Genomic DNA, 16237 nt, shown 5'->3' with positions numbered 1-16237 from the left:
TTAGTTTCCTTTGACCCAGTTCGGCAGCCACAGGGCGACGTCAGGGAAGAATAGCACGATAGCAAGCGCGACGACTTGAATGCAGATAAATGGGATCAGCGCGCGAAAGATCTCGGACAAGCTCATGTCCTTAGGCGCGACAGATTTCAGGTAGAAGGCAGCAGGGCCAAAAGGCGGCGAGAGGTAGCTGACCTGCATATTCATAGCAAAGAGAATGCCGAACCATACCGGGTCCATGCCAAGCTTGATGATAATCGGCACGAAGATCGGCATGGTCAGCAACGCGATGCCGATCCAATCCATAAATAAGCCCAATATCACGAGAATACCCATCATGATCAGCACAATGACAATCGGTGAGGCACCACTATCGAGGATGGTGCTTTCGATGAACCGGTTGCCACCCATCAGGTTGTAGACACCCACCAACGCTGCGGCACCCAGGCCGATCCAGATGATCATTCCGCAAGTCTCAAGCGTCTGTTTCAGGCTGTCGCGGATAAGGACCCAAGTTACTTCACCCCGAATAGCCGCTGCAAGAAAGACGCCGAAAACACCCATAGCGGCGGCTTCGGTAACAGATGCAATGCCACCGTAAATCGAACCCAAGACGGTCACCGCTACGCCTATTGGCAAGATAACGCCACGCATCTTGCGCAATTTCTCGGACATCGGGATATTAAGTTCTTCGTCCGAAATCGGCGGGCCCATCTCGGGGTTCGCATAGCAGCGGATAAGAATGTAGATGATGTAGAACGAAGCCAGCATCAGGCCCGGTGTCACTGTAGCAAGAAACAGATCACCAATGGAAACGCTGGCGGTAAGCCCGTAGACAATTAGAACAATTGACGGCGGGATCATCGTGCCAAGCGACCCACCTGCACACACCGTGCCAATGGCCAGCGCGCGGTTGTAGCCAAGCCGCAGCATCTGCGGTAGCGCGATCAGGCCCAGAAGAACAATTTCGCCGCCAATGATGCCGGAAATGGAAGCGAGGAACACGGCTGCGACCAATGTTTGGACCGCGACCCCGCCCTTGATGCGACCAGCGACAAGACGCATCGCATCATACAGATCCCGCGCCATGCCTGAACGGTCCAAGAGGGACGCCATCAAAACGAACATCGGGATGGCAACAAGAACGTATTCATTGACGAAAGAGTAAATGCGGCTCGACACCAAAGGCACGCCGGATGTTCCGAACCATGCAATCGTGAACAGGATCGCAATCAGGCCGGTGACAAAGGCCAACGGGATACCCGTCAAAATGAGCACCATGATCGAGCCGACAAGCAATAGTGAACCCGTCTGGATGCCGAGATTCCGACCTTCGGAAAACAACAAGTGACCGCCAATTGCGAGGATCGCGAAAACGGCCCCGATGCCAATGATGGCCCATTTGCTTGGTGTCTCGCCGGCGCTTTGGCGATATCCAGTGCCCTTCCAGGCGGTCCAAATATGGCCCACCGACTGAATTGCTAAAACGATTGCAGTAATCAGCAGCATCATCTTAATGACGGCAGGCGTAATTGGATTCCAAGCCGAGCCCGAGCGTTCGAGGCGAATGTCGCCCTGTGGCGTCCACCACGACTTTTCCACCATCGTGTAGGCCGCGTAGGCAATCGCTACCGCAAAGAACAACGCAAGTAGGCCGTTTACAACATCCAACAGTCTCCGCGTGCCGCCACTTGTGCCGAAATAGATTAACCCGATGCGTATATGCCTGTCTGCTGCAAGACACTGCATACCGCCGTATAGGTAGCATGCGGCGATCAGCGCGATCACTGTCTCATGCGCCCAGATCGTCGGTGCATTGAAGAAATACCGCACGACGATCTCGTAGAGGGAAATCACCGTTGCAATGGCAAACAGAAAACTAAAGGCTGTCCCTACGGAAATTATGCCTCGATCCAAAGCGTTCTGTGGACCGGCACTTTCTTCTTCGTGGGCCCGTTTTAGTGCTTGGAGCTGCGCCTCGACTTCGGCTTCAATCATCGCCGATTCATGCTGTGCCATGGTCCCCTCCCGGAACGTGAGCTGTATTTTGGACCGAGGGGGTCAGAACCGGCCCCCTCGCAACGCTATAAAAGTCGTGCGTTAATCGACCAGAAGACCGGCCTCGGTCAGATAGGCCGTGACACTTTCGTAGGCTTTGCCGGCCATCTCGGAACGCTCTGCCCAATTGGCCCACTGCGACTTTGCTATGCCACGGAACCGCGCACGCTCTTCGTCGGACCAGTTGATTACGGTGATGTCTGGATCGGCCATCGCTTCTGCAACGGCGACCTCGTTCTGCTCGTCCAGCTGACTGACCATATCTCGCGCAAAGACGGAAACTGACTCGTTCAGGATGGTCTGGAGATCCTCAGGCAAGCCGTCATAGATCTCCTTGTTGATCGACACCTCGATCACGGGCATCGAGTGAAAGCCGGGGTAAAGCGGATATTTGGCGAACTCATGCATGCCTTGCGCATGGTTGGTCGAGAACACGGTATAATCCGCAGCGTCGATGACACCCTTTTCCAACGAGGTGTAGACCTCGGAGCCGGGCAGGTTCACCGGCGAAGCGCCAGCTGCGGCGAATACTTCCTGCACCATACCTTCCGGCGCACGCATCTTGATACCTTCGAGATCGTCAACGCCATAGATCGGAACTGTCGAAAGGAAGGCTTCAACGCCCGTTGCAGATGCGCCGAGGAATTGCAGACCATAGGGGTTTACCAGCTCATTAAAGAGCTCCTTGCCGCCGCCGTTTTCCATGTAGTCGAACATCTGCTCGGGTGCGGACCATGCACCAACGAGGTTGCCCAACATGGCAAAGGCCGGATCCTTACCCGAGAAATATGAGGGGTCTGTGATGTGGCCCTGTAGAATGCCCGCACCTGCTGCGTCGAGCGTTTCGTTGTGCGCCACCACGGTGCCCACTGGCACAACAGTGATTTCGATGCGGCCGTCAGACAGTTCATTAACCCGTTCAGCCCAGGTCTCCTCGATAGGAAAGAAGTTATCCCCAGCCTGTGCCGAAGTCTGGAACGTCCATTGGTACTCTTGCGCCAGCGCGGTGCTCGCGGAGAGCGTTGATGTAGCAACGATGCCACTCAGGACAAGCGATGTGAAAGTGTAGTGTGTCATGGTTCCTCCCACAGCGCCGCAATAGCGCTGTTTTTCTGTTGTTTGTGGCCTCCTCCGAAACCACGGCTATGCCCGAGCTAATTCACCGGCATCGCAACCGGTATCGATACCGGTATTGATACCAGTGCCTAATTCGCCCTAAGCTGTCAATACTTCGACGTCGACTTTGCGATACAGATGCGTGAACAAAGGCTTGGTTCTTGCTGGCGATGGGCCACCTAGCGACAGGCAAATTGAAGGCAAGTCTATGAAAAGCAGGAAAACCTTAGCCGATGTCGCCGCCGCCGCCGGTGTCAGCAAAATGACAGCGTCGCGCGCGCTTCGTGGCGACAAGGACGTTTCGCAGGCGAACATTAAGCGGGTCAAACAGGCCGCACGCGAGATCGGCTACTACGGGAATCAGTTCGCCTCCTCCCTCTCGAGCAAGCACACCGACCTGATCGGCGTCGTGGTGCCCAGCCTGTCAAACATCGTTTTCCCGCAAGTCATGTCCGGGGTGACCGACGCGCTAAAGGGCACCTTGTTGCAGCCGGTTTTCGGGGTCACCGACTATGACCCAGAAATAGAATACGAAACCTTGCGAAACATGTTGTCATGGCGCCCTGCCGGCTTGATCGTGACCGGGCTCGACCAACCGCCCGAAACCCGCCAGCTGCTAAAAGATGCCGGCGTTCCGGTTGTTCAAATTATGGATATCGACGGCCATCCTGTCGACGCCTGTGTCGGGTTTTCGCATAGTGAGGCGGGCCATGACATTGCAACCGCGCTATATAAAACAGGATTGCGGCGCTTTGGGTATGTGGGGCGCAACCTCGACAAAGATCTTAGAGCCGCGAAACGCAAACAAGGTTTCCAAAGCGCATTGCGCGACCAAGGGCTCGCTTTTGTTAACATAACCGATGGATCGGATTTGCCCGTCGATGTGACGGCGCTTTCGGCTGTTGATTGCGGCCGCCGTTTGACTGCCGACCTGCTGAAGCGCAAACCCGATCTTGATTGCATTTATTTCTCGAACGATGACCTTGCCTTTGGTGGCCTCTGTCACTGCATCGCCCAAGGCATCGATGTTCCCGGTGATGTCGCGCTGGCAGGTTTCAACGGTTTGGGCATCATCGAAGGGTTTCCCGGCAAGATCGCAACTTCACGGACAGCGCGCAAAAAGATTGGCGAGCAAGCCGCACGGACGATTCTAGAGACTTTGGAACACGCTGTTGCCGAAATGGAAAAACTGCACATCCTGAAGCCAGAAATATCGCTTGGCGAACTGGCTGGGGCCAATGATAAGTCCGACTGACCTTGACCGGCTACGACCTTGATAGCTCTGATTGCAAGCTGTCAAAGATACCTCTCTTCTTGGAGGCCGATGTGACCCGTTGCGAAAGTTCGAAATTGTTTCGACAGATCTGAGCTGTCTCATACGATCGGTTAGGGTATATCTCCGCGGCAGAACTGAGGCGCAAAGTCCGCATCTGGCTGATCGGAATGAGCAGCCGCGAAAGCACGGTATTGGAACGGGAAAATCCGATATCTGTGAAAAATTGGTCGAGTGAAATGCACGGCACCGCAGCAACAAGTAAGCCGCACGCGCAAAGGGATACTGCGTCAGCGAAGGCTTGGTATCCAAGGTCGGCTAAGTCCGCACAGCTGGCATAGAACGGGGAAAATGCTGTGCAACCGTTTTAATGTCTGAGGTGCAACTAGCTTCCTAGACACCTGCCTTGGTTAATTTCTGCTGTCTGATTTCGAAGTCAACGGGCGGCAGTATGCCGTTGTTCGTGTGCTTGCGTTTTAGGTTGTAGAACATTTCGATGCAATCGAACACGTCCCGCTTGGCGTCATCCCTGGTCGGATAGGTGCGGCGCCTGATCCTCTCGCGTTTCAAGAGCTGGAAGAAGCTTTCGGCCACGGCATTGTCGTGGCAGCCGCCGCGGCGGCTCATGCGGGATTTGGCTGCCATCCAACGACACGGGGTGAGAACAGGTCAATGACGACCCACAGGGACAGCCAGCCCTCATGGGTTTTGATTTTGATGTCCGTCACTCAGACTTGATCTGGTGCAAACGTCTGAAACTGCTGCTCCAGCCTGTTCTCAGTCACCACCGCAGGCTGACCACCGTATCGGCCCGGACGGTGCCCGTCGCCGACCTGTGCGGCGATTCCGGCCAAGGATGCCAGCCGCGCCACCCGGGTCTGCGAGATGCGTTCTTTCTGGTCGCGCAGATCGCCAGTGAGCTTGCGATCGCCATAAACCCTGCCGCTGTCCGCCCAGGCCTGCCGGATCAGCTCGGTCTGACGCACATCTTCTTGCGCAGGGTTCCTTAAGCCATGCATAGAGGCCATCGAAATGAACCCGCAGCACCCGGCACATGGCCCTCACGTGGAACTGGTTGCGATGTGCGCGGCCGCCTTATTTAAAATAGCGCGCTCCTTTGGGGCTGGATGACCGAACAGCTTCATCCATTTGTAGAGCGAATGCGTGCTGAGCCCAATCGCTAGGAAACGTCCCGCACCGGATACCCCCGCACCGTGATCTGGTGCACCGCATCGCGCCTGAACTCGTCACTGTAATTGTTCGTCCCCATGTCGCCCTCCTTGCTTCAAAGTTAGGGGGCAATGCGTCTACAAATCTAGGGGCACCTCAGAGAGCTTTGGCGGCGGCAGTATCAAAACGGTGAGCTTGGGTACTCTTGCCGGGTATCGCTTGTGCCGGTGAGCATGAAAACGAAAGCTTCTGCGCCGCGCAGTATATCCGGTTATTCCAATTCACCTGCGAATTTTAAGAAAGAGATACGCTTCCATAAATTTGCTTGACTGCAGAAATAACGGCAATGTATGACACCGATGTCATGACATCGGTGTCAGCCTCGCGGCCTGCGCTCCATTTGTCGGGCGGGGAGGGAAAGCATGAGCACAATTTACGATGTCGCAAAGGCGGCAGGCGTTTCGCCTAAAACGGTCAGCCGCGTGTTGAATGGCGACGCACCCGTGAAAGCGGAGACCGCCAAGATTGTGCGCCAGGTTATCAAAGAACTTAGCTATGCCCCTTCCTCTGCGGCACGCGCGATGCGGTCGAACAAATCAGGACTGATTGGATTAATCACTGGCGCGATTTCGCTCGACACATCGATGCCCGACAATTCGGGCCTGCCGGACCTGTTCATCGTGCAGGGCGTTCAAAAGGCAATGGAACCCACCGGCAAGACGGTGCTGATTGCCGACAGCGGGGGACGCCAGGATCGGGTCGCCGCACTGATGCAGACGTTTGAACAACATCGTGTTGAAGGCATTATTTATGTCGCTGACCACCACCGCCGCGTAGCATTGCCTGCTGTTTCAACACAGACCCGGTTGGTGCTGGCGAATTGCTATGACGAAATTGGGACACCATGCGTGCTGCCCCACGACCGCAAAGGCCAGCAGATGCTGGTCGCAGATTTGATAGCCCGCGGTCATCGGCGCATTGCCTACCTGACCCTGAATGCCGAAATGGACGCAACCCGATTACGCACCCAAGGCTACCGCGACGCGCTGGCCGCTGCTGACATAACTTATGACCCTGCGCTGGTGATCGTCGGCGGGATCGGCACAGCAGATCATGATGCAGAGGTGCAAGTGCTGTGGGACGCCATTGACCGCGTTCTGTCACTGGAAGAGCCCCCCACCGTGATCTGCTTTGGCAACGACCAGATGGCAATGCGCGCATACGGAATTCTGCGGTCGCGTGGGGTCAGCCTGCCGCAGGACATCAGCGTCGCGGGCTATGACAACCACCGGATGATTACGCAGACGCTTTATCCGACGTTAACGTCGGCAGAGCTTCCTTATCATGCCATGGGCGTGCGGGCGACGGAGCTGCTGCTGCGCATGATCGATGATGCCGCGGACGTGCCAGAAGCTCCGGTTCTGGTCAGCGGCCCCGTGCATGTCGGCCAGTCCGTCATGACGCTGCCAACACCCATTACTAAACTAACGTCAATCGGGAGGATGACACAATGAAGACCAAAGCAACTTTGACCGCAGCCCTGCTGGCAACGGCAGGATGGTCCACGATGGCGGCGGCACAGACCGACCTGTCGATGTGGTATCACGGTGCCGGCAACCCTGAGGAGGCCGCCGTCCTGAACCAGATCATCGACGAGTTCAACGCCAGCCAGTCAGACTGGCGCGTCGCCGTCGAAAGCTTTCCGCAGGAAAGCTACAACGACTCTGTCGTGGCTGCCGCATTAGCCGGCAACTTGCCCGACATTATCGACGTCGACGGCCCAGTGATGCCGAACTGGGCTTGGTCCGGCTACCTGCAACCGTTGCAGATTGATGAGAGCAAGATCGAGAGTTTCCTGTCTGGCCCTAAGGGATACTGGGACGATCAGCTGTATTCCATCGGGCTATGGGACGCGGCTGTCGCGTTGGTGACGCGCCAATCCATTCTGGATGATCTTGGCCTGCGCACCCCCACGCTGGAAAAGCCTTGGACCATTGAGGAGTTCAATGCAGCACTTGAGGCTGCAAAGGCATCGGGGAAATACGAATATGCTCTCGACCTTGGCATGGCCTGGACCGGTGAGTGGTATCCCTATGCCTTCAGCCCATTCCTGCAATCCTTCGGGGGCGATCTTGTGGACCGGTCCACCTATCAAACAGCCGAAGGCGTCTTGAACGGCGACGCGGCCATGGCTTTTGGTGAGTGGTGGCAAGGTCTGTTTGCCAATGAATTGGTTCCCGGAACCAGTCAAGATCCGGCGGCCCGCGAAACCGGCTTTCAGGATGGTAAGTATGCCTTCAGCTGGAACGGGAACTGGGCGGCCAAAAACATCATGGAAACGTTCGACGACACCGTCTTTCTGCCCGCGCCCGATTTCGGGGCCGGTCCAAAGATCGGCGCTGCAAGCTGGCAGTTCGGTGTCTCATCAGCGTCCGAGCATCCTGACGGTGCCTCGGCCTTCATTGAGTTCGCCTTGCAGGACAAGTATCTGGCAGCCTTCTCGGACGCGATTGGCTTGATCCCTCCCACAGCATCATCCGCACAGTTGACGCAGAACTATGCCGATGGCGGGCCGATGGCTGTCTTCTATGACCTGACCGAAGTGCAGGCGATGGTCCGTCCTGTTACCCCCGGTTACGTGGTCGAGGCGAAGGTTTTCGAAAAAGCCCTGGCCGACATCGCCAACGGTGCCGATGTAGCCGACACGCTGGACGCCGCCACGGACGAGATCAACGCGGATATCGAGCGTAACAGTGGCTACGGCCACAGCGAGTAAGCGTAATACGGGGGCCGCACGCCGGCTCTCGGACTGACTTAGGGGGGATCACCATGGCATCGAAGCTGACCACATCAAACCGCGCGGGCTGGGCCTTTGCCCTGCCGGGGTTCGGACTGATCGCGCTTTTCATCGTGATCCCTTTCTTTTTTGCATTCTATCTGTCGTTGACCAACCAGCGGCTAATTTCCCCCAATCCAACTGAGTTCGTCGGGCTGAAAAACTATGACAGCCTGCTGTCCATTGGCGTGCTGACGATAGAACCGGAACGCGACGATGCCGGTGCTATCGTGCGCGGTGCAGACGGTGCGCCGGAATATCCCCGTGTGCGCAGCTATACCCGGGGTAATCCCGACTACCCGCAATTCGACGGGATGCAAGAATGGTTTCGCTGGCAGTCTGGTGACACGGCCAAGGTAGTTGTGGCCTCTGATGTGGTGTTCTGGAAAAGCCTTTGGAACACGGTGAAATTCGTGATCGTCGTGGCCCCGGTGCAAGCCGGTCTGGCCTTGGGCCTTGCGCTGCTGATTAACCAGCGCCTGCGCGGCATAAACGTCTACCGCGCGATCTATTTTATGCCAGTCGTGGTTTCGATCGTGGTCGTGTCGCTGCTGTGGCGGTTCTTGTATTCCCCCGATAACGGTCTGCTGAATAATATGTTGCAAGGGCTGAGTTTCGGCCTGTTCGAGCCACGTGACTGGCTGGGCAACCCTGATACGGCGCTGGGTTCGATCATGGCCATGTCGATCTGGCAGGCGGTTGGCTTTCACATGGTGATCTGGCTGGCAGGCCTGCAAACCATCAGCCCGAGCCTTTATGAAGCTTCCAGTATCGAAGGGGCCAGCAAGTGGCAGACCTTTCGCTATGTGACATGGCCGGGGCTACGCAATACTGCCGTTCTGGTGCTGATTGTTATCACAATGCAGGCCTTTGCCCTGTTCGCGCAGATCGACGTGATGACTAACGGCGGACCTTTGGACAGCACCACGACACTGGTATTTCAGACGGTCGAACGCGGCTATGGCAAGCAGGATATTTCCGGCGGCGCCACGATCAGTGTGATCCTTTTCCTACTGGTTCTGTCGATTTCCCTGATCCAACGATTTTTAACGCGGGAGCGCTGAGCGATGGCTACCATATCCGCCGACAACCACGGCCTACGCCTTGCGGTCCGCTATGTCGTCCTGACGCTGATCGCGGTAATCTTTATCTTTCCGCTACTGTTCATGGTGATGTCCAGCCTGAAGCCCAGCGACCAGTTGCTTCGCGACACTGCAAGTGTGCGGGCATTCCTGCCAGTGGGCGACATCAGCTTCGCCAACTATGGCGACGCCTTTGCCCGCGCGCCTGTGGCGCTTTTCGTCTTCAACTCCGTCCTCGTGACGGGCGTCACGGTGTTGCTGTCGCTGTTCCTGTGCTCGCTCGCCGCGTTCAGCTTTGCCTTCCTGAACTGGAAGGGGCGCGATCTGGCATTGGGCATCGTCATTGCTACCCTGATCGTCCCGTTCGAGACGATCGCCATCCCACTTCTGATGCTGGTCAGCAAGCTGCCTTGGATTGGGTTGGACGGGCTGCAATTCGGCTGGCTGAATACCTACCGCGTGCAAATAATTCCTTGGATCGCGGACGGGCTGACGGTGTTCTTGTTCGTGCAATACTTCAAGGATCTTCCGCGAGAGTTGATCGAGGCCGCCCGCGTCGAAGGTGCGTCATGGTGGCAGATTTATCGCCGGATCGTGATGCCGCTGGCTGGCCCCGTGTTGGCAACAGCGGCAATCTTAAAGTTTCTTGTGATGTATAACCAATACCTCTGGCCACTCATCGTGGTGCAGCAGGAAAGCTACCGCCCCGTCATGGTCGGGCTGCAATACTTTTTCCAGCTCGACACCGCCTGGGGTGAAATCATGGCCTATCTGACGATCATCACGGTCCCAGTGCTGGCCTTCTATCTTGTCATGCAACGGGCGTTCATTTCGTCCATTGCCTCTACCGGCGTGAAAGGTTGAACGCTCATGGTTCTCGCACTCAAAGATCACTTCGTCTGGGACAGCTGGTATGTCCGCGACGGTGACACATGGCATGGCTACTATTTGAAGGCACCGCGGTCGTTGGGCGATCCGGAAAAGCGGCACCTGAACGCCACGGTGGGACATGCGACCAGCAAAGACCTCATGAATTGGGATCAGCAGGGGCACACCTTCGGACCTGCCCCATCGCCTGCCTGGGATGACTACACCACTTGGACCGGGTCCGTCGTGCGCGGTGACGATGATCTTTGGCACCTCTATTACACCGGCACCAGCCATGCCGAGGATGCGCTGTATCAGCGCGTCGGCCATGCGACATCAACTGACCTGCACAACTGGACACGGGTCGGCACTGGGCTTGCGCTGGACCTGATCGGCCCGAACGCACACCATTACGAAGCAGATCACGTGGTCGGCTTCTGGCACGACCGCGCCATGCGCGACCCTTGGGTGATGAAGGACCCCGAAGGCTTCGGCTGGCTGATGTATTTCACCGCCCGCAAATCAGGTGTGGCCGAGCCCAACGCGGGCGGTTGCATCGGCTTTGCCACTTCGCCCGACGGCTACGAATGGACGCTGCAACCGCCAGTCTTTGTCGGTGGCTACGGCCAGCTTGAGGTGCCGCAGGTGTTCTGCAAAGACGGCCACTGGTTCTGCCTATTTTGCACGGCGGCCGAGCACTTCAGCAAGGACCGCGCCGAGAACACCAAGACCGGCCCCGTGACCGGCAACCACTATCTGATCGGCGACGGCCCACGCGGGCCATGGCGGATCGCGCCGGAGTTCCTTGACGGCGCTTTGCCACCCGTCCGCTATGCGGCGCGGATTGTGGATACGGATGACGGGCTGATGATCTTGGGCTTTGCCGACCGGCCGGATGGCGGTGACTTCGTCGGTCATGTCATGGACCCTGAACCGGTGCGCGTGACGACTAACGGCCATCTGGAACTCGCGCCACGGCGCAAGGCGGCGGAGTAGCGGCATGGCAACGGTAAAACTACGTGACATCCGCAAAAGTTTCGGTGCGACCGAAGTCATCAAGGGCGTCGACATTGATATCGCCGACGGGGAATTCGTGGTCTTCGTCGGCCCCTCTGGCTGCGGCAAGTCCACCCTGCTGCGTATGATCGCGGGGCTGGAGGATATCACTTCGGGAACTCTGGAGATCGACGGGGTGCGCGTCAATGATCTGGAACCCTCCAAGCGCGGCATCGCCATGGTTTTCCAAAGCTACGCCATTTTTCCCCATATGACCGTGCGCGAAAACGTGGCCTTTGGCCTGACCATAAACAAGGCACCGAAGGCCGAAAAGGAAGCCGCCGTCGCCAACGCTGCGCGTATCCTTCAGATGGAACACTTGCTGGATCGCCGTCCATCGGAGCTCTCCGGTGGTCAGCGCCAGCGCGTCGCTATCGGCCGCGCCATCGTGCGTGATCCCAAGGTGTTTTTGTTCGATGAACCACTGTCGAACTTGGACGCCGCCCTTCGCATGGACATGCGGATGGAGATCGGCAAGCTGCATCAGGACCTTGGCGCATCGATGATCTACGTCACCCACGATCAGGTCGAGGCTATGACGCTGGCTGACAAGATCGTCGTGCTGAAGGACGGAAAGGTCATGCAGGCTGGCGCGCCGATGGACCTTTACCACAATCCCGCCAACCTATTCGTCGCTGGTTTTTTGGGGGCACCCTCGATGAATTTCATTCCCGTGACAGTATCTGTCGTGACGGATGATACGATCACCATCAGCAGCTCGTCGCTGGACCCCATCGCCGTGCCGCGCAAGGGTCGCAGCTTTGCTGTTGGTCAATCCGCCACACTTGGTGTGCGGCCGCAATACTTGCGGCCCGTCGCGGCAGATGCGGGAATGTTGCATGGCACAGTGCAACTTACCGAAAGGCTCGGCTCGGAAACGGTGGTGGACGTAAGATTGGCCGACGGCAGCAAGATCATTGCTGCTTTGCCGCAAGATATGATGCTGGAACCGGGCCGGAATGTATCGTTTGATTTCGCGGTGGATCAGGTGCACGCCTTTCCTGATGAATGACGGGGTACAATAATAGAGGTTAAGGTGTTTCTGCGCGTTTTCTTTGTGTCGTGACGATTTCAAGTAACCTATGAGATTGCTGGTATAAATTTGCGATGATGCCACTTTTTGCCCGCACCAGATAACGTTGCGTCGGATGATTGTTTCAATTTAGTTCTCGCCTCGGTTTTGATACGCCATAGCGACAGCGGTCATTATCCTTAGGTTTGAAGTGAGAAAAATTTGTTCGCTACTAGAGTTTTCATCATCGAAAATGCTGATCCATACCTGAATTATCGCCATGACGGGCCGCGGCGCAAGATTCTAGTTAATCGCTAAATGGTAGGCTTAGGCCGTTCGCTGCTGCCGACCCAAGGGTTGCAACCCAACCTTCGCAGCAAGTACAAGCCGTTTAGACCTTGGGAAGGAAAGTAGACATTGGAGTTCAGGTTCCTACATTCGATACGCAGGGTTATGAAAGATTAATTCCAATTTGACGCAGGCGTTTTAGGGCTGACCAACCGCTCCTCGGCTCTAACAAGATTATAAAATAGGGCGATCCCCTCTGCGCACGATATGATTTTTGTCGCAGTACATTTGTTGACAATCGGATCTGCATCGCCGGATCTGGGCAGCACTATGCTCGTTGAGCGGATGAAAAACCAAGGGCAAAACAATCTGGGGGAGGCCCATATCATGTTCGCAAGTAATATTGCGCAGCCTAGTGCTCTTTAATGTTTTGCCTTGCGCCAGCGATTAGAAAGGTCCAACAAAATTGCCCTTTAAGTTGAGGTAGGCAATCATCCGTGTTGGGCGATTGGTGGATGAAATGCGATCTGGTTGGCTGCCAATGGCATGTCCAACGCAGCCTGTAATAAATCGATCGTATCTTTAATAAAAATTCGGCTCACCGCTTCGCTGACTTCGATAGCAGTAGTCAGATTATTTAGCGCGCCAATGGATACTTAATCGGCACATCTATTGCGGGCCAGTGCAGCAAAAGCAGCTCTAAGTAGTTTATCTCTAATCGTTTCAAAGACGCATCGGCAGCTGCGGTGAAGGCCTCTGGAGTAAAGTGCTCGGGCAAAATTTTTGAGGTAAGGAACACCTCATTACGGCGTGGACCTTCGTCGACTTGCTCTTCGTTTTCATAGGCCTGCGCCGTATTAATATGGTGGAACCCTTCGGAAAGCGCTGCGGCAATTATGCCTGCTACCCTATCAAGCTCAAGTTATACTATGCCGAAACCAACGGATGGAATGTGGACATGGCCGAAGGGGGTGATTCTCATTATGCTGTCGCAATTTTATATTATTGGGTATTTTTACGAATGACGTGCTTAGCCAATTCAGCGAGAACGTCTTCGATTTCGCGTTGTGACTGGCGCAGGTTAAAGGCGACGTGAGCGACCCCTGCAACGAGCTTGGAACGAACCTATAATTCAACAATATGCCCCGCCAGACCAAAGATGCGGCGGGGCAAGCGAGGTTATTCAGCAGCAACAGCTTGCGGTGCTGCTGCGTTCAGGCGACCAGACAGACGCACCAGAACAATCCCGACGACGACTACACCTGCTGCGATGTAAGGCGCAGCGACGAGGCCTATGCTTTCCACCACGAGCCCCCCGGCCCATGCACCCCCAGCAATTCCAAGGTTGAACGCACCGATGTTCAGGCCGGACGCCACATCGACCGCACCCGGTGAGACTTCGCGTGCGATTTGCACGACGTAGGACTGTAGCGGCGGCACGTTTGCGAAGGCAAAGCCGCCCCAGAAGGCCGCAACCGCGATGGCTGCAATCGGGTTTGTAAGAAACGCACCAAGTGCGACCAGTGATACCGCAAGGCCAGAGAAGATCACCGTGAGGGACGCTACCGCACCGATACGGTCAGCCAATTTGCCTCCGACGATGTTACCCACGGCGACTGAGGCACCATAGATTAATAGCACCAGGCTAACTGCGCCTGCAGACAGACCCGTGACTTCGTTCAGCATCGGCGTAAGGAAGGTAAAGGCGATGAAGTTGCCGCCATAGCCGACAGCCGTGATGAGATAGATCAGCAGAAGGCGCGGTGAAGTCAGCACCTGTAGCTGGGCTTTGATCCCCGCTGATGCGGTCATAGTCAAATTGGCGGGCAACAAGATGGCAGACGCGATGAAACCGATCACGCCAAACGCGACAACGCCAAGGAAAGTAGACTGCCAGCTGAAGTTTTGGCCGATGAACGTCCCCAAGGGAACACCCGTTACAAGCGCGACAGTTAAGCCCAGGAACACCAGCGCAATGGCTGAGCTTTCTTTTTCAGGCTCAACAAGATCGGTCGCAATAGTCGAGGCGATTGCAAAGAACACCCCGTGAGCGAGACCGGTGATAAAGCGCGCAGCGACCAGACTATTATAATCCGGCGCAAAGGCGGCATAGGCATTGCCGAGCGTGAACAGGGCCAGCAAGAGCAGCAGCAGCGTCTTACGAGGCACTCGGTCGGCCATGGCGGTTAGCACTGGCGCACCGATGGTAACGCCAAGGGCGTAAAGGCTTACCAAAAGGCCAGCGGAAGGAATTGATACGCCAAGATCGGCGGCGATAGTGGGAAGCAAGCCGACGATAACGAACTCGGTCGTTCCGACGGCGAAAGCGCTGATGGTCAACGCCCAAAGGGCCAGTGGCATCGGATTTCTCCAACTAATTTGATGTCGACGCCGTATATGCCAGTCGCTATCTGTTGCGAGAACAGACAAGTCTGGAATGGATCGTTGCAGAAAATGCATGAATTGCTGCGCATGGGGGACTTGGCTGCCTTTGTCGGAATCGTCGATGATGGGGGCTTTGCTGAATCCGCGCGGCGCAGGGGGGTCTCTGCCTCTAAGCTCAGTCGGTCAGTCACGCGATTGGAAGAGCAGTTGAAGGTCACGTTGCTTCGTCGCACGACGCGATCGATTGAGATCACGCCTGAAGGTGCCGCAGTTCTTTCTGAAGCACGCGAGATTTTGGACCGCAGCGAAGCCCTGCAAGAGATCGCAAACAGCGGACAGGCCCCGGCCGGGCCACTGCGTGTTAACGCGCCGGTTCCGTACGTCCTGCATGTTCTTGCCCCGCACCTAGCCGCGTTTCACGCGCAATACCCCAACATTCAATTGTCTATCGATATGACGGATACGTTGGTGGACCTGATTGGCAGCCACGCCGATGTGGCCATCCGGTTGGGCCAGCTACCAGATAGCGAAATGCTGCACCGCCCGCTGGGGCGCACGTCATGGAAGTTGGTGGCTACACCGGAATATCTGGATCGTGAGGGATGGCCTGAGACGCCCCTTAACCTCGCGCAACTGGAGCAAGTGCGTTTCGCTGCGCCTGATCACATCAACACGCTGCGATTTACCGGTCTGGCGGCCCCCGTTGTAGTGCCGCCCGCCTTAACCGCGGGCAATGGAGAAGCCGTGCGCCAGATGGTGCTGGGCGGTCTGGGAATAGCGCGTTTTTCCGATTTCATGATCGCAGACGACATCAAAGCCGGGCGTCTGGTTGAACTGTTTCCCGGCCGACTTGACGCCGCCCCTTTGAATATCACAGCGCTCTACCTGACCCGCGCCTCGGGCCTTCGGCGACTGGGGGTGTTTCTTGACTGGGTGGGCAGCATTAGTGAAGGCTAAGTTACGCGAGCGCCGTTTCTGCATACTGAACGGTTACGAACAAAGCAGACATCTTGAATGTTTTCATGGGTTTTCGACGGTTTCTATGGCGGCGATCGCGCACGTTCTTTGATTTCTAGAGGTGGAACGCTTGTTGGATG

The 16237-nt window shown here is 56.3% G+C and carries 12 protein-coding genes and 2 pseudogenes; 8 read left to right on the top strand and 6 right to left on the bottom strand.

Annotated elements, in window-relative coordinates; all coding sequences use genetic code 11:
* The 3 genes and pseudogenes from SJY10_RS00650 to SJY10_RS00640 all read right to left on the bottom strand — a co-directional run bounded on the left by SJY10_RS00650 (position 1) and on the right by SJY10_RS00640 (position 3132).
* The gene (locus SJY10_RS00650) at positions 1–1278 is read right to left on the bottom strand and encodes a TRAP transporter large permease subunit (protein ID WP_386679163.1); all 1278 of its coding nucleotides are present in this window, start codon (positions 1276–1278) and stop codon (positions 1–3) included.
* A 174-nt stretch (positions 1279–1452) separates the two neighbouring features.
* Positions 1453–1995 (bottom strand): annotated as a pseudogene (locus SJY10_RS00645) (TRAP transporter small permease subunit); the annotation flags it as partial.
* A gap of 102 nt (positions 1996–2097) precedes the next feature.
* Complete coding sequence (locus SJY10_RS00640) at positions 2098–3132, bottom strand: TRAP transporter substrate-binding protein (protein WP_386679097.1); 1035 nt, start codon at positions 3130–3132, stop codon at positions 2098–2100.
* 247 nt (positions 3133–3379) lie between these two features.
* Between SJY10_RS00640 and SJY10_RS00635 the strand changes: the two genes are divergently transcribed.
* Positions 3380–4426 carry a LacI family DNA-binding transcriptional regulator gene (locus SJY10_RS00635; protein ID WP_386679096.1) on the top strand — a complete coding sequence of 349 codons (1047 nt, stop codon included), beginning with the start codon at positions 3380–3382 and terminating at the stop codon, positions 4424–4426.
* A gap of 411 nt (positions 4427–4837) precedes the next feature.
* Here SJY10_RS00635 and SJY10_RS00630 read toward each other — a convergent pair.
* Positions 4838–5714 (bottom strand): annotated as a pseudogene (locus SJY10_RS00630) (transposase).
* Positions 5715–6036: 322 nt separating this feature from the next.
* Between SJY10_RS00630 and SJY10_RS00625 the strand changes: the two are divergent.
* From SJY10_RS00625 to SJY10_RS00600, 6 genes are read left to right on the top strand one after another with little or no spacing between them, the layout of a single operon-like run.
* On the top strand, positions 6037–7128 hold the full coding sequence (locus SJY10_RS00625) for a LacI family DNA-binding transcriptional regulator (RefSeq protein WP_386679095.1): 1092 nt from the start codon (positions 6037–6039) through the stop codon (positions 7126–7128).
* Positions 7125–8390 carry an extracellular solute-binding protein gene (locus tag SJY10_RS00620; RefSeq protein WP_386679094.1) on the top strand — a complete coding sequence of 422 codons (1266 nt, stop codon included), beginning with the start codon at positions 7125–7127 and terminating at the stop codon, positions 8388–8390. Before SJY10_RS00625 ends, SJY10_RS00620 begins: the two co-directional genes overlap by 4 nt.
* 53 nt (positions 8391–8443) lie before the next feature.
* Positions 8444–9514, top strand: coding sequence for a carbohydrate ABC transporter permease (locus tag SJY10_RS00615; protein WP_386679093.1), 1071 nt, complete (start codon positions 8444–8446; stop codon positions 9512–9514).
* A 3-nt stretch (positions 9515–9517) separates the two neighbouring features.
* Positions 9518–10396 (top strand): carbohydrate ABC transporter permease, encoded by an 879-nt coding sequence (locus SJY10_RS00610; protein WP_386679092.1) that lies wholly within the window; start codon positions 9518–9520, stop codon positions 10394–10396.
* A 6-nt stretch (positions 10397–10402) separates the two neighbouring features.
* Positions 10403–11395 (top strand): levansucrase, encoded by a 993-nt coding sequence (locus tag SJY10_RS00605; protein WP_386679091.1) that lies wholly within the window; start codon positions 10403–10405, stop codon positions 11393–11395.
* A gap of 4 nt (positions 11396–11399) precedes the next feature.
* Complete coding sequence (locus tag SJY10_RS00600; protein WP_386679090.1) at positions 11400–12467, top strand: ABC transporter ATP-binding protein; 1068 nt, start codon at positions 11400–11402, stop codon at positions 12465–12467.
* A gap of 925 nt (positions 12468–13392) precedes the next feature.
* Here SJY10_RS00600 and SJY10_RS00595 read toward each other — a convergent pair.
* The gene (locus tag SJY10_RS00595) at positions 13393–13617 is read right to left on the bottom strand and encodes an aldo/keto reductase (protein ID WP_386679162.1); all 225 of its coding nucleotides are present in this window, start codon (positions 13615–13617) and stop codon (positions 13393–13395) included.
* A 317-nt stretch (positions 13618–13934) separates the two neighbouring features.
* Positions 13935–15215, bottom strand: a complete 1281-nt coding sequence (locus SJY10_RS00590; protein WP_386679089.1) for an MFS transporter — start codon at positions 15213–15215, stop codon at positions 13935–13937.
* Between SJY10_RS00590 and SJY10_RS00585 the strand changes: the two genes are divergently transcribed.
* Positions 15210–16097 carry a LysR family transcriptional regulator gene (locus tag SJY10_RS00585; protein ID WP_386679161.1) on the top strand — a complete coding sequence of 296 codons (888 nt, stop codon included), beginning with the start codon at positions 15210–15212 and terminating at the stop codon, positions 16095–16097. The two genes, SJY10_RS00590 and SJY10_RS00585, sit on opposite strands and share 6 nt — an antisense overlap.
* Positions 16098–16237: the final 140 nt, after the last annotated feature.

This window comes from Loktanella sp. R86503 (assembly GCF_042466455.1).
In the GTDB taxonomy this organism is placed as follows: Bacteria; Pseudomonadota; Alphaproteobacteria; order Rhodobacterales; family Rhodobacteraceae; genus Loktanella.
The sequence above is the reverse complement of the archived record's forward strand: the minus strand, read 5'-3'. Positions and strand labels throughout refer to the sequence as shown.

Excerpts from the sequence above, each read along its gene's own strand:
- SJY10_RS00650 (WP_386679163.1), bottom strand. The coding sequence starts at position 1,278 with ATGGTGCTCATTTTGACGGGTATCCCGTTGGCCTTTGTCACCGGCCTG.
- SJY10_RS00640 (WP_386679097.1), bottom strand. The coding sequence starts at position 3,132 with ATGACACACTACACTTTCACATCGCTTGTCCTGAGTGGCATCGTTGCT.
- SJY10_RS00635 (WP_386679096.1), top strand. The coding sequence starts at position 3,380 with ATGAAAAGCAGGAAAACCTTAGCCGATGTCGCCGCCGCCGCCGGTGTC.
- SJY10_RS00625 (WP_386679095.1), top strand. The coding sequence starts at position 6,037 with ATGAGCACAATTTACGATGTCGCAAAGGCGGCAGGCGTTTCGCCTAAA.
- SJY10_RS00620 (WP_386679094.1), top strand. The coding sequence starts at position 7,125 with ATGAAGACCAAAGCAACTTTGACCGCAGCCCTGCTGGCAACGGCAGGA.
- SJY10_RS00615 (WP_386679093.1), top strand. The coding sequence starts at position 8,444 with ATGGCATCGAAGCTGACCACATCAAACCGCGCGGGCTGGGCCTTTGCC.
- SJY10_RS00610 (WP_386679092.1), top strand. The coding sequence starts at position 9,518 with ATGGCTACCATATCCGCCGACAACCACGGCCTACGCCTTGCGGTCCGC.
- SJY10_RS00605 (WP_386679091.1), top strand. The coding sequence starts at position 10,403 with ATGGTTCTCGCACTCAAAGATCACTTCGTCTGGGACAGCTGGTATGTC.
- SJY10_RS00600 (WP_386679090.1), top strand. The coding sequence starts at position 11,400 with ATGGCAACGGTAAAACTACGTGACATCCGCAAAAGTTTCGGTGCGACC.
- SJY10_RS00585 (WP_386679161.1), top strand. The coding sequence starts at position 15,210 with ATGCATGAATTGCTGCGCATGGGGGACTTGGCTGCCTTTGTCGGAATC.
- SJY10_RS00590 (WP_386679089.1), bottom strand. The coding sequence starts at position 15,215 with ATGCATTTTCTGCAACGATCCATTCCAGACTTGTCTGTTCTCGCAACA.